The following is a 19,791-nucleotide window of genomic DNA, read 5'->3' on the forward strand; positions in this document are numbered from 1 at the left end:
ACCGGGCCTTTTACATCGATGTAATCGATGTCCGGCCGCACGCGTCCGCCCAGCCTCCCCGCTGTCCGTCCCGTGCCCGAGTGCTCAAGTGCCCCGCGCGCCCGTGCGCCTTCGTACCCAAGCGCCTACGTGCCTCTTCCCTGACCGGAGACGCCATGTCACTGCCCCCCGCCGGCCCGCCCGACTCCCTGTCCGACCAGTCGAACACCGTCCCACGGCCCGAATATCCGCGCCCGAGCTTCGTGCGTGAGGAGTGGCGGAATCTCAACGGCACGTGGCAGTTCGCCTTCGACCCCGGCGACAGCGGTCTGGAACGCGGCCTGGTCCACCAGGAGTTCGACGGCCGGATCCTGGTGCCCTTCTGCCCCGAGTCCGAGCTGTCGGGCATCGGGGATCCCGACTTCCATCCCGCCGTCTGGTACCGGCGTACGGTGCGTGTGCCGGCGCACTGGGCGGGCCGGCGGGTGCTCCTGCACTTCGGCGCGGTCGACCATGACGCGACCGTGTGGGCCGACGGACGTGAAGTGGCCAGGCACAGCGGCGGGTTCACGTCCTTCACCGTGGATCTCGGGGATGTCGCGGGGAGTTCGGCGGCGGGTCCGGGCGCGGACGGCGAGGTGGTCGTCGTCGTACGGGCCAGGGACAATCCGCACGGTCCGCAGGCACGCGGCAAGCAGTCCGTGGAGTACGCCAACTCCGCCTGCCACTACACGCGGGTGACCGGGATCTGGCAGACGGTGTGGATGGAGCCGGTCGCCGACGTCCGGCTGGAACGGCCCCGCATCACGCCGGACCTCGGCTCGGGCGCGTTCCATCTCGACCTGCCGCTCTCCGCGAACCGTCCCGGGCATCGCGTACGGGCCGTGCTGCGCGACGCGGACGGCGACGCCGTCGTACGCGCCGAGGTCCGCGCCGACCTCGACCTCGCGCCGCGCATGGTGCTGACGGTCCCCGCCGGCCGGCTCAGGCCGTGGAGCCCGTCGGACCCGCATCTCTACTCGGCGCTGATCGAGCTGGTGGACGCGGCCGGGCAGGTGACCGACTCCGCCGTCTGCACGGCGGGGCTGCGGTCGGTGGCCATCGACGGCAAACGGCTGCTGCTCAACGGGCGGCCGGTCTTCCAGCGGCTCGTGCTCGACCAGGGCTGGTACCCGGACGGGCTGATGACCGCGCCGGACGACGCCGCGCTGGTCCGTGACATCGAGCTCTCGCTCGCCGCGGGCTTCAACGGTGCCCGGCTCCACCAGAAGGTCTTCGAGGAGCGGTTCCTGCACCACGCCGACCGGCTGGGCTATCTCGTCTGGGGCGAGTTCGGCGACTGGGGCTGTGCGAGCGGCACCACCACCCGGGACAACCAGCGGCCGACCGCCGGGTACACCGCGCAGTGGCTGGAGGCCCTGGAGCGGGACTACTCCCATCCCTCGATCGTCGGCTGGTGCCCGCTCAACGAGACCCATCAGAAGCTCCACGACCGGCAGAGCGTCCTGGACGACGTCACCCGGTCGATGTTCCTCGCGACGAAGGCCGCCGACCGTTCGCGGCCCGTCATCGACGCGTCCGGGTACTCCCACCGCGTCGCCGAGACCGACGTGTACGACTCGCACAGCTACGAGCAGGACCCGGCGCTCTTCCGCGCGCAGATGGCGGGCCTGGACAAGGACGCGCCGTTCGTCAATCCGGACGAGCGGGACACCGATGCCGTGTGGTCGCTGCCGTATCGCGGACAGCCGTACTTCTGCAGCGAGTTCGGCGGCATCTGGTGGAATCCGGAGGAGGCGGCGGCCCATCGCGACGGCCCGGACGGGGACGCGGGGGTGGACGACGCCGATCGCAGCGTCTCGTGGGGCTACGGCCAACGCCCGCGTACGGAGGAGGAGTTCCAGCGGCGCTTCGCCGGGCTGACGGGCGTACTGCTGGACGATCCGCACATGTTCGGCTACTGCTACACGCAGCTCACCGACGTGTTCCAGGAGCAGAACGGTGTCTACCGCTTCGACCGTACGCCGAAGCTCGATGTCGGGCGGCTCCGCCTGGCACAGGAGCGCCGCGCGGCGTTCGAGGGCCCGGCGGGAGCGGAGGCGGCGGCGGTCGGCGACGGCGGGGACAACGGGGACGAGCGGTGAACGGGCTCTCCCGGCGGCGGCTGCTGAAAGGGTCGCTGTACGGGGCCGGGGCCGCCGTCCTCGCTCCCGCGCTCGGCGCCTGCGGCTCGGTCACCGGCAGCGTCTCGGACGCCGACGAGGTGCAGTTCTGGAATCTGTTCCAGGGGCCCGACGGGGCGCTGATGAAGGACATCACCCGCGACATCGAGCGCCGTACGCCGGGGCTGAAGGTCCGGAGCACGGTCCTGGAGTGGGGAGCGCCGTACTACACCAAGCTCGCCATGGCCTCCGCCGGCGGGCGCTCGCCGGACCTCGCGATCCTGCATCTGACGCGGCTGCCCGGCTACGCCCCCGGCGGGCTGCTCGATCCCTTCGACATGGATCTGCTGGCCGAGTTCGGGGTGCGCCGTGAGGATCTCAACGAGTCGGTGTTCAAGCGCTGTCTGTACGAGGGCGAGCCCTACGCGATCCCTCTCGACACGCACCCGTTCATCATCTACTTCGACCGGGACATGATGGACGAATCCGGGCTCCTGAAGAGCGACGGGCAGCCGGTTCCCTTCGAGTCGCCCGCGCACTATCTCGAACTCGCGGGGAAACTGCGCGCGGACCATCCGGGCAAGCTCGGCCCGGTGTTCGGGCATACCAGCGACGCGGGCATGGGCTGGCGCATGTTCTGGACCCTGTTCAACCAGACCGGCGCCACGTTCGACCTGTCGGGCCGACGGCTGGAGATCGACCGCGAGAAGGCCGTGGAGATCGTCGAGTTCATGGCGGACATCGTGCGGCCCGACTGCCGGACGATGGACCTCACCACGGCGATCGCCACGTTCGCCAACGGGCAGTCCCCGCTGATCTTCGCGGGCGAGTGGGAGCTGAACACCTTCCGTACGGCCAAGAAGGACACCCTCGGCGCCGCTCCCTTCCCCACCTTCTTCGACCGGCCGGGCGGGGCGTCCGACAGCCATTCGCTGGTGCTGCCCCACCGGGCCGACGCCGATCCGCGACGGCGGCGCCGTACGCATCAGTTCGTCGCCGAGCTGCTCAAGTCGAGCCTGGCGTGGGCGGAGGCCGGGCACATCCCGGCGTACCTGCCGGTGGTGGAGTCGAAGGAGTACGCGGGGCTGCGGCCGCAGGCCGACTACGCGGCGGCGGCCGATCATCCGGTGCTCGATCCGCAGGCCTGGTTCACCGGCTCCGGCTCCGACTTCCAGAACCGGATGTGCCAGGCCCTTCAGCCGACCCTGACCGGGGCGGCGTCCGCGCGGAGCGCCGTACGGACGATGGAGTCGGAGATCAACACCCTTCTGTCCAAGCCGAATCCGGCCTGATCGCGAGGAGGAGGAAGAACGATGGCGATGAGCAGCCCGCCCACCGGTACGGGCCCAGACCCCGGCACGGAACCGGGGATCGGGAACGGGACCGACACCGGTCCGGACGCGGTCGATGACAGCCGGGCCTCCGCGGAGCGCCCACGACGTGGACGTGGTTCCTCGGGGGTCGCCGGGTGGCCGTTCGTCGCGCCGTTCCTGGTCTTCTTCGTCCTCTTCCTGGTCGTGCCCATCGGCTTCGGACTGTGGATGAGCTTCACCGACTCCAGTCTCACCGGCCACGGCGACACGGACTTCGCCGGACTGGGCAACTACACCGAGGCGTTCACCGACAGCGAGGTCTGGCAGAGCCTGGGCAACACCGCCTGGTTCACGGTGCTCTCGTCGGTGCCGCTGGTGTTCTTCGCCCTGGTCATGGCACTGCTCGTACACACCGGGCTGCCCGGCCAGTGGATGTGGAGACTGTCCTTCTTCGCCCCGTACCTGCTGCCGGTGGCCGTCGTCACGCAGGTGTGGAATCTGCTGTACCAGCCCGAGTCGGGAATGTTCAACACCGTGCTGAAGGCCGTCGGTATCGACGGGATCGGCTGGCTGGTGGAGGAGAGGTACGCGATGTGGTCCGTCGCGATTCTCACGCTGTGGTGGACGGTGGGCTTCAACTTCCTGCTGTATCTGGCTGCCCTCCAGTCCGTCCCGGACCATCTCTACGAGGCGGCGGCGCTCGACGGGGCCGGTGCGTGGCGCAGGCTGTGGTCGATCACGCTGCCGCAGTTGCGCCGTACGACCGGGCTGATCGCGGTCCTGCAAGTGCTGGCCTCCTTGAAGGTGTTCGACCAGATCTATCTGCTCACCAAGGGCGGGCCCGCCGGGTCGACCCGGCCGATCCTCGAGTACATCTACGACACCGGCTTCACCAACTACCGGCTGGGCTACGCCTCCGCGGTGAGTTACGTCTTCTTCGCGATCGTCCTCGTCCTGTCCCTCGCCCAGCTGGGGCTCTTCTCGCGCAGGGAGGACTGATCCGGCCGTGACCACCGACGCATCACGCATATCTCAGGCGCCCGGACCGCGCCGCAGCACCATGCCGAGGGAGGTGGCGCGCAGACGCCGTGGCGGAGGCGGAAGCGGGGGCGGCGGGCGCGGTTGGCATCCGATGCTGGGTGCGGGCCTTCTCCCCCGCGTACTGTCCGTGCTGGCGCTGATCCTGATGGCCGGTGTCTGGCTGGTGCCGCTGGCCTGGGGTGTGAACACCTCCTTCAAGTCGGAGGTCGACGCGAGTGCGGCGGGCGGCGACTGGATTCCGGCGGGCGGCTTCACGCTGGCTGCGTACCGGGAGATCTTCGCGCAGGGGAACCTGCCCGTGTGGGCGCTGAACAGCCTGCTGATCGGCGTGGCGGTGACCGTGCTGACGGTCGTCGTGTCCGCGATGGCGGCGTACGCGCTCTCCCGGGGGCTGTTCCGTGGCCGGCGGGCGCTCCTGGCGGTCACGGTCGCCTCGATCATGGTGCCGCCGCAGATCCTGATCGTCCCGCTGTTCCGGCAGATGCTGGTGATGAACCTGGTGGACACCTACGCGGCGGTGATACTGCCGCAGGTGGTGGCACCAATCATGGTCTTCATCCTGAAGAAGTTCTTCGACGCGGTCCCCCGCGAGTTGGAGGAGGCCGCGCGGATCGACGGCGCGGGGAGCGTGCGGATATTCGTCAGCGTCATACTGCCGCTGTCGCGGCCGATCCTCGCCGCCGTGTCGATCTTCGTCTTCATCACCACCTGGAACAACTTCCTGTGGCCGTTCATCATCACCAGTGACCCGACGCTGATGACGCTGCCGGTGGGCCTGTCGAGCGTCAAGGACTCCTACGGTCTGCAGAACGCGCAGGCGTCGGCGGCGTCGGTGCTCGCGGCGGTTCCGCTGCTGGTGGTCTTCATGCTCTTCCAGCGGCAGATCGTCAAGTCCGTGGCGACGACGGGGCTGGGAGGTCAGTAAGGGGTGTTGTCGCCCCGGTGGTCGGTCATCACCTGCCGTACCTCGACGGGCCGTTGGGTCGGCGCCCCGCCGGGGCCGGGGGCGGCGGAGATCCGGGCGGCGATCTCCAGAGCTCGGGCCTCGGAGGCGACGTCGAGGACGTGGAAGCCGGCCAGGAAGTGCGCGGTCTCCGGAAACGGCCCGACGGTCACCAGGGGCGGCGCGTCGGTGCCGTCCGCCCGTACGATCTTGGCCAGTTGGGGGTCGGCGAGCGCGGTGAACCGGCTCAGCTCGCCGCTGTCGGCCAGCTCCCTGCCGAGGGCCGCGTAGTAGTCGAAGTGGGCGGCGATGTCGACGGGCTCCCACTGGTCCATGGGCTCGTCGAGGACGCCGCCGTCGTGATTCACCATGAGCAGGAACTTCGGCACGGGGAACTCCTCTGTCTCGAACGCGCGCCCAGTGTGGCGGAGCCGCGTACGCTTTCGCGGGAGGCGGCTCCGGCGCCGTTCCTCGATCATCTTTCGATCATTCGCCGTCAGATGCGGAACGATCAGAAGTCTCATACGGAACAGCTTTCACATCAGCCGCAGAGACCTCCCGGCCGAACCACGCACTCCATACTTTCTTTTGAAGAGCGGTCGCGTTCAATTTGAAGATCACCGTGTTAATCTGCGAGTCCCGGACGACACGATGAAATCGTCCTCGCCGGGAATGGGGAGGAAATGATCGATTTACGTGAACAGCTCGGCCCGGCCGGCGGAGTCAAACAGATCAACCGGAAACGCGTGCTGCTCGCCGTAATGATCAAGGCGGACACCCAGGCGGGTCTGAGCCGGCGGACGTCGCTCTCCGGCGGCACGGTGTCGGCGATCGTGCGCGACATGGCCGCGGACGGCACGCTCCTGATCGAGAAGAGCGACAACGGGGGCCGGGGCGCGCTCGTACGGCTGTGCCCGACCTCGTCCGTCGCGGTGGGGGTGCACATCGGTTTCAACCACACGCGGGTCGTCGCCCGCCGTCTCGACCAGGGATTCGCCGACCGCCATCCCGGCGAGTACTCCAACATCGGCGCCAACAGCGGGCTCGACCGGCTGCTGCCGGAGATCCGGCAGCAGGTGGACGCGGCGGTCCGCCGGGCCGGCGGCGGGCAGCAGCCCGACATCATCTCCCTCGGGGTGGCCGTGCCGCGCATGATCGATCCCCGGACGGGCCGGTTCACCAGCCCCGTACTGCCGCCCTGGAACCGGAGGGACGACCTCGCGAAGCAACTCCGGCGGACGCTGGGCCTGACCACGGTGGTGCTGGACAACGACGCCAACCTCGGAGCCCTGGCCGAGCAGACGTTCGCCACGGACGACGGCATGGAGACCGTGGTCTATGTGAAGGTCTCCACCGGCGTGGGCGCCGGGCTGATCATCGGCAACAGCCTGGTCCGCGGGCACCGCGGGATGGCGGGCGAGATCGGCCACTCCGTCATGGAACCGCGCGGCGCCCTCTGCCGGTGCGGCGGGCGGGGCTGTCTGGAGACCGTCATCGGCGCGGACTCGATCGTGCGGCAGGTACGGGAGGCGCTGTCCGGCAGTTCCCTCGACGTACCGGACTCCCTGCGGTCGGTGATCGACCGGGCCCACGGGGAGGACGCGGTCTGTGTCCGTGTCCTGGAGGACGCGGGGCGCCGGCTCGGCGAGGCGCTGGCGGTGGTCTGCAACATGCTGAACCCGAACCTCATCGTGCTCGGCGGCCGGCTGGAGGCGGCGAGCGATCTCGTGCTCGGCCCCTGCAAGGAGTCCCTTGTCCGGTACTCCCTGCGCGGTACCGCGGACGCCGTGCTGCGCAAGAGTTCACTGGGGCAGCTGACCGAGGCGCACGGAGCGCTGGTGCTGGGGCTGCGGTCCTACGACCGGGACGGCGAGGCGCAGGCCGTCGCCGGGTGACGGGGTGAACTCCGGCGGCCCGTCCTGGGCCGCCGGGGTTTCGAATTGACCGCTCGGGCCCGCCGTGCGCGATTCGCCGCCCACAATTCATCGACCGGATTCCCTCAACTTCCTGAAATCAATTCCTCGCCGGGCTCGGGGGCACCTTCATCTGTTCGAAAAATCAATACGGGTCAGCTACCCTGAAGAGATGTCATCGTGTGGATGAGATCGAGTAACGTACGGCTGCGCTGCCTGTCCGGCCGGGATATCCGCCGGCATGTATTCGGCACGATTTCCTGACGTACTTTCCGACGTAGACCCGAGGTGGATCACATGACGACGTCGCACAGAGGGCACGAGTACCCGCTCGGCGGATCAGCCGAGGCCGTGGTCCTGGACGACGTCGACGACATGTTCTACGAACCCCCGGTGGTCGTCGGTCTCGGTTCTGTGCGGGACGTGACGCTGGGGAGTTCCACCAGCGGTACGGCCGATGCCAATTCCCAGTACTACTGGTAGGAACGGCCCGTGCGGAATGGGCTGCTCGGTGTCTTTCCCCCGGCGAGTTCCGGTGAGGTCGTGCGGGTTCAAGGGCCTTGGCGGGAGGGCGAGTTACGCAGGGTCGACGGTCCGGAGGGGACCGTCGTCGTGCTCGGTCAGTGTCTGAGTGACGACGACCGATTACGGCGCACGGCCCTGCGGGCACTCGCGTCGGGCGGGCCGGACGAACTGACCCGGCTGCCGGGGAGCTACCTCTGTCTGGTGATCCGTCACGAGGAGCTGACCGCCTACGTGGACGCGGCGGGTCAGTACCCGCTGTTCTTCCGGGACACCGGCGCCCGCCTGGTGTTCGGCACCCGGCCCGTCTCGGTGGCGGACGCGGCGGGCGCGCGACGACGGCCCGACACGGCGGTCCTCGCCGCGGGGATCTTCTGCCCGGGGGCTCCCTCGCTGACCGGCGAACGGTCCGTCGTCGCCGGCGTCAGCAAGGTGGGCGGCGGGCAGGCGCTGCGACGTACCGTGCGGGGCAAGGTTGAACGCTGGGTGCATGAACCGCTGGAGACCGACCCGGGGGCGTCCTTGGCGCGGAGCGCCGAAGCTCTGCGTGACGCGCTGGAGACGGCGGTCCGGTTGCGCGTCGCGGGCAAGGAGCGGGTGAGTGCCGACCTCAGCGGCGGTCTGGACTCCACCTCCCTCGCCTTCCTGACGCTCCGTCACCGACCTGGCACGCTGCCGGTGACGACGTACCGGGGCGCCGCGTCGGCGTGTGACGACCTCGTCCACGCCGAGCGTTTCGCGCGGCTCGACCCGCGGCTGCGGATGGAGGTGGTGACCGGCACCCGCGAGACCCTGACCTACCAGGGCCTGGGCGACCGCTCGGGCGGTGCCGGCCACGACAGCGATGAACCCGACCCCGCCGTGGTCGCACTGGCGCGCAGCCGGCTGAGGCTGGACCAGGTGGCACGTCTGGGTTCGGGAGTACATCTGGGGGGTGAGGGCGGGGACGCACTGCTCGTCGCGCCGCCCGGCTATCTCGCCGCGCTCGCCCGGCCCGAGCGGCTGCGCCAACTGGCCAAAGAGAGCAGGGTGTTGGCCCGCGCGCGACAGGAGGCACCGTCCGCCGTCGCGGCGCGGGCGGTCGGCCTGGCCCGTACGCCCCTCGCGACCGCCTTGCGGCGGCTGGCGGACGGCTTCGAGCGCCACGCGACGGGTGGTCCGGGACGGGCGGGCACGGGCGACGTCGGCTGGCTCGACGCCATCGCCTGGTGGCCCGAGCCCGGCTCCGAGACCGGATGGCTGACGCGCGCGGCGAGCACGGACCTGGCCGGGCTCGCACGCGAGGCCGCCGGGAGCGCCGGGCGCACGGCAGGCTGGCGGGCGGGTGATCTCACGGCGCTGGACAACGTACGTACGTCGGGAGCCGTACAGCGGCAACTATCGGAGATGGCGCGGCCGTTCGGGGTGTGGCCGCAGGCGCCCTTCCTCGATTCGGATGTCATTCGCGCGTGCGCCGCGCTGCCCGCCCATCTGCGCGCCGCGCCGCCCGCCTTCAAGCCGCTGCTCGGCGCGGCGCTCGCGGATCTGGTGCCGGCGCCCGTCCTGGCCCGGCGGACGAAGGGCGACTACGGCGACGAGGACTACCGGGGCGCCCGCGCGTGCGCCCGCGAGCTGCGAGGGCTGCTGGTCGACTCGCGGCTGGCCGAACTGGGCGTCGTCGAACCGTCCGCCGTCGTGGCCGCCCTCGATCGGGCGGTGATGGGGCTGCGGGTTCCGTTTCCCGCGCTGAACCGGTTGCTGGCGGCGGAGATCTGGCTCAGGAACACCACATGGCACTGACGTCGAGGAGAGAACGGCCCATGGCTGCCTTCCACATCCCTGAGCACGTGCACGAGAGCAGCGGACCGCACGGCGGGACGGTGCTTCTCGACGCCCGCACCGGACAGTGGTACGCGATGAACGGCACGGCGCGCGCACTGTGGTCCGAGTGGCGCGAGAGCGGGGACTTCGACACCGGTGTACGCACCGTGGCGGCCCGGTTTCCGCCGGCGCTCGGTGAGCGGGTACGTACCGACGCCGGGCAGTTGGCCGAGACGCTGCTCCGGCGCGGACTTGTGAGCGCGGAGCCGTCGTCCGACGGGTCCGAGCGGTGCCCGCGCCCCGTGAGACGGGCGGGGCGCGGGTTCTCGGCCGCTCCTCGACGCAACCGGTCCGGGGCGACGGCCGCGCTCGTCGTCGCGCTGTGTCTGCTGCGACTGCCTTTCGGCGTCACCGTACGCGTGGTGGCGGCCCTCACCTCACGGTGCCCGCGCCCCGCCACGCACGCCCAGGCGGAGCAGGCCCTGGCGGCGGTGCGGCGGGTCTCGCGGCGCTATCCGGGGCGTGTGGCCTGTCTGGAGCTGTCGTTGGCCGCCACCGTACGGCTGGCACTGGCGGGGCTCGGCGCGCAATGGTGTCTGGGCAGCGCCGACGACCCGTACCGGTTCCACGCGTGGATCGAGGCGGGGGGCCGCCCGGTGACCTCGCCGTCCGAGGGTGAACTGAGCGGTTTCCGCAAGGTCTTGACTGTATGAAGGCCGCGGCATCGACCGTGGGCTGTGCGGGGGCGGGCGCCGATTCGGGTCAGTTGCGGCCCGTGTGACGCAGCCGGCGTCGTACCGCACGCTGGGCCAGCGGTCCCAGTTCGTCCAGCACCGAGGCGAGCACGGCCAGTTGCTCCAGGGCGTCGAGGGCGTGGCCCGCGCCTTCCTGGTCGACACCCTCGTACAGCTCAAGGCCGACGAAGGACGCGGCGACCGCGCGTGCCAGGCCCGGGGTGTCGGTGAGATCGGCGATCGGGCTGCCGGTCAGCACACGGGCCAGGACCTGTTCGATCTCGTCGATCCACAGTTGGAGGCCGCGTCGGGCCGCGTCGGCGAGGCGGGGCTGAGTCTGCGCTCCGGCGAGCATCTGGCCGAGGACGGCGACCTGGCCGGCCGCCCGTTCCTCGGCGTGCATCTCCCGGCCGAATGCGAGGAGTTCGCCGAGGGACGTGACTGCGGCGAGCCGGTCGCGGTAGCGGGAGACGCGCTGTTCGGCGCCGTGGTGGCAGGCTGCGCCGAGGAGTTCGTCGACGGAGCCGAAGTGGTAGAAGACCAAGGCCTGGTTGACCCCGGCGGCGGTGGCGATGGTGCGGGCCGAGGTGCGGGCGATGCCCTGTTCGGTGAGCGTGCGCAGGGCGCCCTCCAGCAGTTTCGTCCTGGTGTCGCCGCGCTTGGTGCCGGAGGTCGGCGAGGGTGCGGGCTCGGGTGTGAGTGCGGGTGCGGGGGTCGCGTCGGCGTTCATGCGCGGGCCTCTTCCCGTACCGGACGCAGCCCGGCGCGTAGCCCGTAGGAGCGCAGGGGCACGTACGTGGCGGTGAACGAGCCCTCGTACCCGAAGAGGGGGCCGAAGCGGCGGTTGGTCACGCGTACGCGGATACGGAAGCGGCCGGTCGCGTCGTCGTAGGACTCCCGTACCTCTGCGTCGCCGCCGATGAGTTCCGGTACGCGGACGTCCACCGGCCCCTCGCGGAAGCGGTGGTGGCCCGAGCGGATCAGCAGGGAGCCGTCGGGTTCGGCGGTCGGGTGCAGATCGCTGGCGAGGTGCTGGTGCGTGCCGAGGTAGTCGAGGACGCAGTCGCGCTCGGGGCTGTGGATCATGGTGGCGTCGAACCGGCGCGGTCCGTCGGCCAGGGCGAAGGTCCGGACGAAGGTGACGGTCTCGCGGCCGTAGGCGTCGGTGTAGGGGACGTTCTCGATGGTGAACGGGACCCGGCGGCCGGTGCGTGGGACGAGTATGTTGCGGCTGCCGCCGAGCGCGAGGAACGGCTTCACGAAGGGGCGGCCGTGCCAGATGCGGTCCATCACGCCGCGCCCCAGGCATGCCTCGCCGCTGTCGAGTCCGACGGAGAAACGCCGTCTCAGCTGCGGGTGGAGGCGGTCGAAGTCGTCGCCCATGGCGAGGCGGAAGATCGAGGTCACGGGCGCTCCAGTGTGGCGAGAAGTGCGGGGGCCGCCTGTGTACGTACGGAGGTGGCCTGGCGTTCCGGCGGCTTACGCAGACAGCGCCGGGCGGCCGGGGTGCGGGGCAGCGGGGGTACGAGGAACAGCAGGACGGCCGGTGGGAGCGCCGCGACGGCGGGCAGTGCGAGCAGGGCGGTCAGCGCCAGCACACAGGCCGTGGCGAGCAGTCGGACAGCCACCTCGGCCACCCCGTGCGCGAGGGATCGCGCCGGGCTGACGCCGTGCTCGCACCAGAGTCGCAGCCGGTCGAAGGACCAGGCCGTCGCCCACCCCATCAGGGGCCGGAACACCCGGCGGTCGGCGACGGCGCCGAAGCGGCCCCAGCGCGGCCGGTAGTCGTAGCCGGTGAGGAAGCGGATGCCGTCGGGGGTGGGCACGTAGCGCCAGTACCCGCTGCCTTCCGCGAGGAGGGACAGCGGGTGCGCCGAGGCGAACCTCAGTACGGAGACGCGCCGCCCGTCGGCCCCGCCGCTGTCCCCCGCGCTGATGCCGGTGCCGGAGACGGTGAGGAAGGGCAGTATCCGGACCGCGTAGCGGAAGCGCTGCGGCTCACCGGGTGGGCGGGGCAGGTAGTCGATCTCCGAGAAGCGCAGATCCCATCGTTGGTGCTGCGCCGGGTCCTGGGTCCGCTGCCAGAGCGTGTCCATCTCCGTACGGATGCTTGTCTCGACGTACAGGCCCATTCCGTCCCCCGATCGTCGGCCCAGCGCTGTTGGGCGATCACACTTGAGCGACCGCTCAACTGAAGGTAGCAGTACTTTGAGCGGTCGCTCAAGAAGAGGTGAGGGTTGACGACAGGGACGACAAGGACCACAGGAACGACTTCGGCGGCAGGAAGTGATTTCTGCCGCCGAAGGGCACAGCCGTGGCGCCGGACGGTGCGGTCCGGCGGTGGGCGTCAGGCCAGCAGGCGCTTCCACCGCGTCGCGTCGAGTACGCCGGCCGAGTGGGACCGGTCGGCGCCCGCCCGGTGCAGGGTGGTCACGGCCCTCTCGACGTCGGCGTTCTCACTCGCCCTGACCTTCGGGGTGATCAGCGGCCAGATGTCGGAGCCGAGGTAGCCGGTCTCGTCCGTGCCGGCGCGGAGCGTGGCCGCGCAGGTGTGCTTGTCGATGTTGTGCACGTCGGCCAGCTTCGCGACCGCGCGCTTGGTGTCCGCGCCGAAGACCCCGTCGACCGGGACGTCCGAGAAGCCTCGGGCGCGCAGGAGGTACTGCGCGGCACGCACCTGAGGACCTGCCGCTCCCGGCCGCAGCAGCGGCCAGACGGAGGGCCGGGCGGCGGGCGCGACGCCCAGTGCGCCGGCGACCGCGTCGCGCAGCTCCTGGAGTCTGCCGTAGAGCACGTCGCCCGGGCATTCGGTGGAGTTGAAGTCGCGGTGGCCCATGATGTCGGCGACCGGCCGGCCGTACCGCGAGGCGATCCACGCGACGAGCTGGACGAGGGAGTCCCAGAGCGCGGCCGGTACGTCGACCTGGGTGTAGAGGCCCTCGTTCTCGATGCCGATGACTTCGCTGTTGCGGCCACCGACGTTCGCGCCCTGCACGTGCCGCGTACCACCGCGTACGACATCGAGACTCTGGTGCCTGCCTTCGAGGACGAAGCCGCCGCGCGAGTTGGTGAACTGCTGGCCGGAGTCGCTCCAACCCTGGCCGTCCATGTGGTAGTTCTGGATCGACCGGCAGATCGCCATCGCGTGCGCCAGCGAGTAGTCCTCGCTGTTGCCGGGCTCGGCGGTGTGGTGGACGACGATGTAGGTCGGCACCCGGTCGAGCACGACGATCTGTCCGTTCGGGGGCCGCGCGCCCCATTCGGACGTGCTGTAGATCCGCGGTTCGGGCACGGCGAGCAGGCGGCGGCTGTCACGCGCCGGGGCGGCGGCGGCAGGGCCGTTCGCGGCGAGCGCGAACGCGCCGGCCGCCGTGGCGGTCAGACCACCCCGCAGCACGGTGCGACGGCCGGGTCCAGGCTGGGTAACCATGTCGATCTCCTTGGGAAGTGGGGGGGGAAGCTCTCCCGGGTTCAACGACAACGGGCACGTCGCGCAACAGTCGTACGCCCGTGCTGTGAGGCGGAGTTGACGCGCGTCGACTGTCCACGACGCATCAAGACAAGCAATCCCGCCATGTCCTCGACAACCCTGTCGGACAAGCTATTTGACACTCTTTCGGCCGACTGAAACCGCGCGTGTTCGCGAATCACCCGCAGGGCGACGAATCGCCTCCGGTTGCCTTTGCTCGGACCAATGACGGGGATCGAATGCTGTAGGCCGCCTGAAGGCGCGGCCCCTTTCCGGCATCTGACGGCGCCTTAGGCAGAACGGGGGAAATCTCCGGGTCCGGCTCTGATCGCGCATCGCGGGGCGGTCGGATCACACGATGATCGCGTTTCATGGCGCAGAGACACGCGGCGGACGAGGACGGACCGTCTGCCAACGCCCACGAAAGGCTTGACATGCTCCTCCTCCCCCGCGCTCTCCCTCTCGCCAGGGGCGCCCTGGCCCTCGCCTCGCTCTGTACGTGTCTGCTCCTGACCGGATGTGCTGAGCAGGCGCCCCCTCCGAGCGCAGGGCCGGTGGTGGAGAGCCGGGCGGCGCGGACCGGGCCGCCGCCGAGCCGGAGCGCGGAGAGCGCGGCCACGGAGAGCAAGTCGGCGGAGGGGAAGCACGCGGCTGGGGAGCATGCGGCGGGGACCGCCGAGCGGCGCCAGGGCTCGCCGAACGAGGCGGCACGCGGTCTCGCCGGAACGCCGGTGGAGGCGGCGATGGTCCACGAACTCCCCGGCCTCGGCCCGGCCACCCGCGCCCGTATCCCCGTCGCCACCCGCCAGGCGCTCGTCGTCAGCGGCGAGGGGCGGAAGTCCTCCCGCTCGGGCGTCGTGCTGTACGAGCGCGACGCGGACACGGGCTGGCGGCCCGTCACCGACCGCTGGCCCGCGCACAACGCGCTGCGCGGCTGGACCTACGACCACCACGCCGACGACCTGCGTTCGCCGATCGGTGTCTTCACACTCGGCGACGCCGGGGGCCGGCTTCCCGATCCCGGGGCGCGGCTTCCGTACGACGAGAGCGAGGACTTCGAGTCCCCGGGCACCGGCTTCCTGGGTGAGCCGCTGGAAGGCTCCTTCGACTATGTCGTGGCCATCGACTACAACCGGACGCCGGGCACGACTCCGCTGGACAAGAGCCGCCCGCTCGGCCTCGGCAAGGGCGGCGGTGTCTGGGTCCATGTCGATCACAAGGGGCCCACCCAGGCGTGTGTCTCACTGGCGAAGGAGCGGATGGTGGAGCTTCTGCGGCTGCTGGACCCGGCGAAGCGCCCCGTGATCGTGATGGGGGACGCCGTCGCGCTGCGCGACTGACGCCGCCGGAGGGGCTCTTGCCGTCGGGGGCGGGATGGCGACAGGGTGTCTGCCACAACACCGGCAAGCACTCCCCCCACGAGTCATCCGAGGTGCCCGGCATGAGAAGCGATCACACGGAAACAGCGTCAGAGGCACGGACGGCAGAGGCGGCGGCCGGCGGGCCGAGCCGTCGTCAGGTCGTCGGCATACTGGCAGCCGCCGTCGCGGCGGTCTCGGTACCCGCCACGGCTCAGGCGAACGCGACGGCTGCGGGGAGCGTGAGGCGCTCCCGTCAACCGCGCGCCACGAGGCCCCTGTTCATCGGTACGTACACCTCCGGCGGCGGTCCGGGTATCGGGCTCGGCTCGTACGACACGGCCACGGGCCGCATCACCGGCGCTGGGACTCTCCAAGGCGTCGGCGACCCTTCCTACCTCGCCGTACACCCCGACGGCAGCACCCTGTACGCGGTCAACGAGCGCCAGGACGGCGGCGTCACCGCGATCGCGCTCGGCGCGGACGGTGATCACACGGTCCTGGGCACGCGCGGCACGGGTGGGTCGTCGCCCTGCCATCTGTCCGTACACCCCGGCGGGCGTTGGCTGTTGAGCGCGAACTACGGCTCCGGCGATGTCGCCGTCCACCCCATCGAGGCGTCGGGCGCGCTGGGCGAGCGCACCGATCTGGTCGCCCATGACCAACCTGCTCCGGGGCCCGGCCAGAACGGCCCGCACGCGCACCAGGTCGTCACCAGCCCGGACGGCGGTCATGTGCTCGCCGTGGACCTCGGTACCGACAGCGTCTACAGCTACCGCCTCGACGAGACTGCGGGCACGCTCACCCGGGTCTCGTACGCGACGCTTCCGGCGGGTGCCGGGCCACGGCATCTGGTCTTCCACCCCTCGGGCCGATTCGCCTATCTGGCCAACGAGTTGAACAACACGATCGCCGTCTGCGGGTACGACCCCGGCAGCGGCGCCCTGACTCCCGGCGAACCGCAGCCCACCGGCGCCGGGGGCGCGGGCAGCAGCTTCCCGTCCCAGCCGGTGATCACGGCGGACGGGGCATTCGTCTTCCTCGCCAACCGGGGGCACAACAGCCTGTCCCGTTTCGCGGTGGAGGACGACGGGGCGGGTCTGCGACTGCTGGACACGGTGCCGGTCGGCGGTGACTACCCGAGGCAGCTCGCCCTGTCCCCCGACGGGGCGCTGCTCTTCGCGGCGAATCAGCGGTCGAACGCCGTGTCCGTCTTCCGGGTCGACCAGGGCAGCGGCCAACTCGTCCCGGCGGGCGAGCCGTTCGCGTCTCCGGTCGCCGTCTGCGTACTGCCGCTCTGAGACGTGTGCCGCCGGGCCGGCCGGGTCAGTGCGGGCGGTCCGGCCGGTCCTTCGGTATCCGTACGACCGCGGTGCCGCCGTCCAGATCCACCATGGTCCGGTTCGGCGGGGCGCCGTCCTCCTCGTCGTCGCGCATCAGCAGCGCCGACCGGCGTTCCTTCAACTCGCTCTGCTTGCCGGGCGAGAAGCTCGCGTGCAGCATCTCGAATCCGGTGGTCGAGACCTGGCCCTGGCGGACGGAGTTGCGCCACGGCAGGACACCGGCCCGGCCGGCGCGCAGCAGCAGTTGATCGACGAAGGCCAGCGCGGTCAGCAGAATGACCAGACCGGGCAGAGTGACGAAGACGGCGAATCCCATACGTCAGTATCCCCCGCACCCCGCACCGCGTCACGTGCCTGTGGAGCAGAGCTCCTGCCGAAGAGCCGGGTAGTCGGTGTAGCCCTCGGCACCGTGCGTGTAGAGGTGCCGTTCATCGACGGTTTCGAGGGGCGCGCCGGAGGCGAAGCGCGCGGGGAGGTCCGGGTTGGCGATGAAGGACCTGCCGTACGAGACGAGGTCGGCGAGCCCGTCGGCGAGCACGGCCTCGCCGCCCTCGCGGGTGGTCGGGTCGCGGTTCTCGCCGATGTTCGCGATGAGCGGTCCGTGCCAGCGGGGGCGCAGGTCGGCGAGGGCCGGGTAGGTGTCGTTGTCTGTGAGGTGGAGGTAGAGCAGACCGAGGCCGTCGACGGCGTCGAGGAGCGCGCGGTAGACGGGGGCGGGGTCGGCCTCGGCCATGCCGAACTGCGGGTTGCCCGGCGAGAGCCGGAGCGCGGTGCGGCCGGCTCCGATCGCGTCGGCGACCGCCGTGACGAGTTCGACGGGGAGGCGGATGCGGCCTTCGGTCGTACCGCCGTAGGCGTCGGTGCGCAGATTGGTGTTGTCGGCGAGGAACTGATGGATCAAGTAGCTGTTGGCGCCGTGCAGTTCGACTCCGTCGAACCCGGCCGCCATGGCGTTCCGGGCCGCCTTGACGTGGTCGGCGACGGCCTGCCGGATGTCGGCGTGCGTCATCTCGCGGGGCGGGAGCGGGTCGGCCTTCCCGCCGTCGCGTACGTGGACGGGGCCCGGCACCAGTACCGAAGACGCACCGCTCGGCACGTCGCCGTCGATCCGGGACAGCGGGTGTCCGTGCCGGCCGCCGTGCATCAGCTGGGCCATGATCCGCCCGCCGGCGGCGTGCACGGCCTCGGTCACGGCCCGCCAGCCCTCGACGTGCGCCTCGGTCTCCAGCCCGGGGAGCCGCCAGCCGCTCTGGCCCCGGCTGCTTGGCCAGATGCCTTCGGTGACGATCAGGCCGGCCCCGGCACGCTGCGCGTAGTGCTCGGCGACGACGGGCAGGGGCGTGCCGTCGACGGCGGCGCGGTAGCGGGTCATGGGGGCCATCACCATGCGGTTCGGGAGGCTGAGGGGGCCGAGGGAATACGGGGCGAGAAGCGTCGTTTTCGTCATGGTGGGACGGTAAGACCTCACACTGGTGTGAAGTTCAATCCCCGTCGCCGCCACGGCGACGGCGCGGACCCCGGGAGGAAGCGTGAAGATCGGCGAACTGGCGCGACGTACCGCCGTCAGCGAACGGTCGCTGCGCTACTACGAGGAGCAGGGGCTGCTCGTGTCCACGCGTACGCCCTCCGGCCATCGCACCTATCCGGAGCGGGCCGTCGACCGGGTGATCCGCATCCAGGAGCTGTTCGCCGCCGGACTGTGCAGCGGGAAGATCGCGGAGCTGCTGCCGTGCATGCGGGACGAGGACGGGGGTCCCTCGGAGGCCGCGACGCCGTGGCTCGTCGCGGATCTGAGGCGGCAGCGGGCGAGGATCGACGAGCAGATCGCGGAGTTGATGCGTACGCGGGAGATCCTTGACGACGTCATCGTGGTGGCGTCGGGGGCGTCGGCGGAAGCGGGGGTGGAGACAGTGGAGCCGGCTCCGTCGCGGCGCTAGGGCCGCTTGCCGGGTCGCTTCAGGGTGGGGCGTTTCACCCCGCGTAGCCACTGGGTGAACGCGGTGAGTTGTGGGTGCCGTTCGCGCTGTTCACGGGTGGAGCGGTCCAGTTCCTCCATCAGGCGCTGGGAGCGGTGGTCGGTGTCGAGTTCGTCGAGCAGTCTGTCGATGTCCGACAGCAGCGCGCCGTGGAGCTGCCACTGCCGTGGGTGCCGCTGTACGCCTTCCAGCAGCAGGTGCGCCGCCCTCTCGCGCGTCGCGGCGGCTGCCCCCAGGTCCCCGGCGAGGCGGTCCTCCGCCGCCTCCGCGGCCTCGCTCGTCTGCGTGGTGACCAGCACGGCGAAACTGACGAGCGCGTCGGCGACCTGCGACAGGAGCTCCTCCAGGGCCGACCCGACCTCCGGCGCGAAGAGGTCTTCGTCCTGGCGCTCCTTCGCGAGGTCCGTGATCGTACGGGTGAGGACGCGCAGCACCACCGCGCAGATCTCCAGCGTGTCGAGGCCGGTACGGAGCACCACGCGGTGCAGCAGGCCCTCCTTGACGCGGGGATTGAGCCGCAGGCTGTCCTCGGCCTGGCGCAGGGCGGCGTCGACGTCGGCGATGCCGTTGTCGAGGCGCCGGGCCTCGCGCAGTCGCGCGGCGGCGCGTTCGACGGGGGTGTGGCTGGTCAGCTCCTCGCCGACGTCGCGCATCAGCCGGCGCATCCGCCGGGCGAGGTCTTCGATGGACTCCCCGGCGGCGCCGACCCAGACCGGCGGCACGAACACCACGTTGAACAGCAGCCCCACCACCGCGCCGATCAGCGTCTCCAGGACGCGGTCCCAGGCGGTGCCCGCCGCGTGGGTCACGCCGAGGACGAGCATGGCGCTGATCGCGACCTCGGGAACGAATTCGTTGACCCGGACGAGCCGGCCCGCGAGGAGTGAGGCCAGGATGATCAGCGCGAGGCTCCACCACGAGAGCCCGACGAGGACGCTGAATCCGATGGCGATCAGCACGCCGGCGACGACGGCGTTCACGCGGCGGATGCTGGTGGTGATCGTGGAGTAGAGCGTCACCTGCACCACGAGCAGCGCGGTGAGGGGCGCCGTCAGGGGCGCGGGTTCGCTGCTGAGCCACAGCGCGACGATGTAGGCGAGCGTCGCGGCCGCCGTGGAGCGCAGCGTCTGGGTGACGGTCACGTCGTGCCGCAGATCCAGCAGCTCGGTCAACGGCCCCTTTCCGGAGCCCCCTTTGTCGTCCTTGTTCGCGCCCGGCAGTCTCATGATCAGCACCCT

General features: G+C 70.8%; 19 protein-coding genes. 11 read left to right on the top strand and 8 right to left on the bottom strand.

What is annotated here, in order from left to right; all coding sequences use genetic code 11:
* The first annotated feature begins 155 nt into the window (after positions 1-155).
* The 4 genes from BHU15_RS32380 to BHU15_RS32395 all read left to right on the top strand — a co-directional run bounded on the left by BHU15_RS32380 (position 156) and on the right by BHU15_RS32395 (position 5,420).
* A complete protein-coding gene (locus BHU15_RS32380; RefSeq protein WP_107422971.1) occupies positions 156-2,123 on the top strand; it encodes a glycoside hydrolase family 2 protein in 1,968 nt (655 codons plus the stop codon).
* Entirely contained in the window at positions 2,120-3,433 is a 1,314-nt protein-coding gene (locus BHU15_RS32385; RefSeq protein ID WP_069630392.1) for an extracellular solute-binding protein, read from the top strand. Before BHU15_RS32380 ends, BHU15_RS32385 begins: the two co-directional genes overlap by 4 nt.
* 27 nt (positions 3,434-3,460) lie before the next feature.
* On the top strand, positions 3,461-4,453 hold the full coding sequence (locus BHU15_RS32390; RefSeq protein ID WP_069630414.1) for a carbohydrate ABC transporter permease: 993 nt from the start codon (positions 3,461-3,463) through the stop codon (positions 4,451-4,453).
* Between the two features lie 61 nt (positions 4,454-4,514).
* Entirely contained in the window at positions 4,515-5,420 is a 906-nt protein-coding gene (locus BHU15_RS32395) for a carbohydrate ABC transporter permease (protein ID WP_079128522.1), read from the top strand.
* Here the strand turns inward: BHU15_RS32395 and BHU15_RS32400 are convergent.
* The gene (locus tag BHU15_RS32400; protein ID WP_069630415.1) at positions 5,414-5,827 is read right to left on the bottom strand and encodes a YciI family protein; all 414 of its coding nucleotides are present in this window, start codon (positions 5,825-5,827) and stop codon (positions 5,414-5,416) included. The two genes, BHU15_RS32395 and BHU15_RS32400, sit on opposite strands and share 7 nt — an antisense overlap.
* Before the next feature lie 294 nt (positions 5,828-6,121).
* Between BHU15_RS32400 and BHU15_RS32405 the strand changes: the two genes are divergently transcribed.
* The 4 genes from BHU15_RS32405 to BHU15_RS32420 all read left to right on the top strand — a co-directional run bounded on the left by BHU15_RS32405 (position 6,122) and on the right by BHU15_RS32420 (position 10,386).
* Positions 6,122-7,333 (top strand): ROK family protein, encoded by a 1,212-nt coding sequence (locus BHU15_RS32405; protein ID WP_069630394.1) that lies wholly within the window; start codon positions 6,122-6,124, stop codon positions 7,331-7,333.
* 315 nt (positions 7,334-7,648) lie between these two features.
* On the top strand, positions 7,649-7,834 hold the full coding sequence (locus tag BHU15_RS40950) for a lasso RiPP family leader peptide-containing protein (protein WP_069630395.1): 186 nt from the start codon (positions 7,649-7,651) through the stop codon (positions 7,832-7,834).
* 129 nt (positions 7,835-7,963) lie between these two features.
* Entirely contained in the window at positions 7,964-9,652 is a 1,689-nt protein-coding gene (locus tag BHU15_RS32415; RefSeq protein WP_069630396.1) for an asparagine synthase-related protein, read from the top strand.
* 20 nt (positions 9,653-9,672) lie between these two features.
* A complete protein-coding gene (locus BHU15_RS32420) occupies positions 9,673-10,386 on the top strand; it encodes a lasso peptide biosynthesis B2 protein (protein ID WP_069630397.1) in 714 nt (237 codons plus the stop codon).
* Positions 10,387-10,435: 49 nt separating this feature from the next.
* Here BHU15_RS32420 and BHU15_RS32425 read toward each other — a convergent pair whose 3' ends face one another.
* The 4 genes from BHU15_RS32425 to BHU15_RS32440 all read right to left on the bottom strand — a co-directional run bounded on the left by BHU15_RS32425 (position 10,436) and on the right by BHU15_RS32440 (position 13,837).
* The gene (locus tag BHU15_RS32425; protein WP_079128524.1) at positions 10,436-11,137 is read right to left on the bottom strand and encodes a TetR/AcrR family transcriptional regulator; all 702 of its coding nucleotides are present in this window, start codon (positions 11,135-11,137) and stop codon (positions 10,436-10,438) included.
* Entirely contained in the window at positions 11,134-11,814 is a 681-nt protein-coding gene (locus BHU15_RS32430; RefSeq protein WP_069630398.1) for a DUF4166 domain-containing protein, read from the bottom strand. The genes BHU15_RS32425 and BHU15_RS32430 overlap by 4 nt, the downstream gene beginning before the upstream one ends.
* Positions 11,811-12,539 carry a hypothetical protein gene (locus tag BHU15_RS32435; RefSeq protein ID WP_069630399.1) on the bottom strand — a complete coding sequence of 243 codons (729 nt, stop codon included), beginning with the start codon at positions 12,537-12,539 and terminating at the stop codon, positions 11,811-11,813. Before BHU15_RS32435 ends, BHU15_RS32430 begins: the two co-directional genes overlap by 4 nt.
* 215 nt (positions 12,540-12,754) lie before the next feature.
* Positions 12,755-13,837 carry a peptidoglycan recognition protein family protein gene (locus BHU15_RS32440; RefSeq protein ID WP_069630400.1) on the bottom strand — a complete coding sequence of 361 codons (1,083 nt, stop codon included), beginning with the start codon at positions 13,835-13,837 and terminating at the stop codon, positions 12,755-12,757.
* Positions 13,838-14,310: 473 nt separating this feature from the next.
* Between BHU15_RS32440 and BHU15_RS32445 the strand changes: the two genes are divergently transcribed.
* Both BHU15_RS32445 and BHU15_RS32450 read left to right on the top strand, forming a co-directional pair.
* Positions 14,311-15,216 carry a hypothetical protein gene (locus BHU15_RS32445; RefSeq protein ID WP_069630401.1) on the top strand — a complete coding sequence of 302 codons (906 nt, stop codon included), beginning with the start codon at positions 14,311-14,313 and terminating at the stop codon, positions 15,214-15,216.
* Positions 15,217-15,317: 101 nt separating this feature from the next.
* Entirely contained in the window at positions 15,318-16,535 is a 1,218-nt protein-coding gene (locus BHU15_RS32450) for a lactonase family protein (protein ID WP_069630402.1), read from the top strand.
* A gap of 25 nt (positions 16,536-16,560) precedes the next feature.
* On the opposite strand, the gene BHU15_RS32455 is transcribed toward BHU15_RS32450, so the two are convergent.
* Positions 16,561-16,893 (bottom strand): DUF6191 domain-containing protein, encoded by a 333-nt coding sequence (locus tag BHU15_RS32455; protein WP_069630403.1) that lies wholly within the window; start codon positions 16,891-16,893, stop codon positions 16,561-16,563.
* A 30-nt stretch (positions 16,894-16,923) separates the two neighbouring features.
* The gene (locus tag BHU15_RS32460) at positions 16,924-18,024 is read right to left on the bottom strand and encodes an alkene reductase (protein ID WP_069630404.1); all 1,101 of its coding nucleotides are present in this window, start codon (positions 18,022-18,024) and stop codon (positions 16,924-16,926) included.
* Positions 18,025-18,106: 82 nt separating this feature from the next.
* Between BHU15_RS32460 and BHU15_RS32465 the strand changes: the two genes are divergently transcribed.
* A complete protein-coding gene (locus BHU15_RS32465; protein WP_069630405.1) occupies positions 18,107-18,514 on the top strand; it encodes a MerR family transcriptional regulator in 408 nt (135 codons plus the stop codon).
* Here BHU15_RS32465 and BHU15_RS32470 read toward each other — a convergent pair.
* On the bottom strand, positions 18,511-19,779 hold the full coding sequence (locus BHU15_RS32470; RefSeq protein WP_079128528.1) for an FUSC family protein: 1,269 nt from the start codon (positions 19,777-19,779) through the stop codon (positions 18,511-18,513). The two genes, BHU15_RS32465 and BHU15_RS32470, sit on opposite strands and share 4 nt — an antisense overlap.
* Positions 19,780-19,791 lie beyond the last annotated feature (12 nt).

It is taken from the genome of Streptomyces niveus (assembly GCF_001723055.1).
GTDB lineage: Bacteria > Actinomycetota > Actinomycetes > Streptomycetales > Streptomycetaceae > Streptomyces > Streptomyces niveus.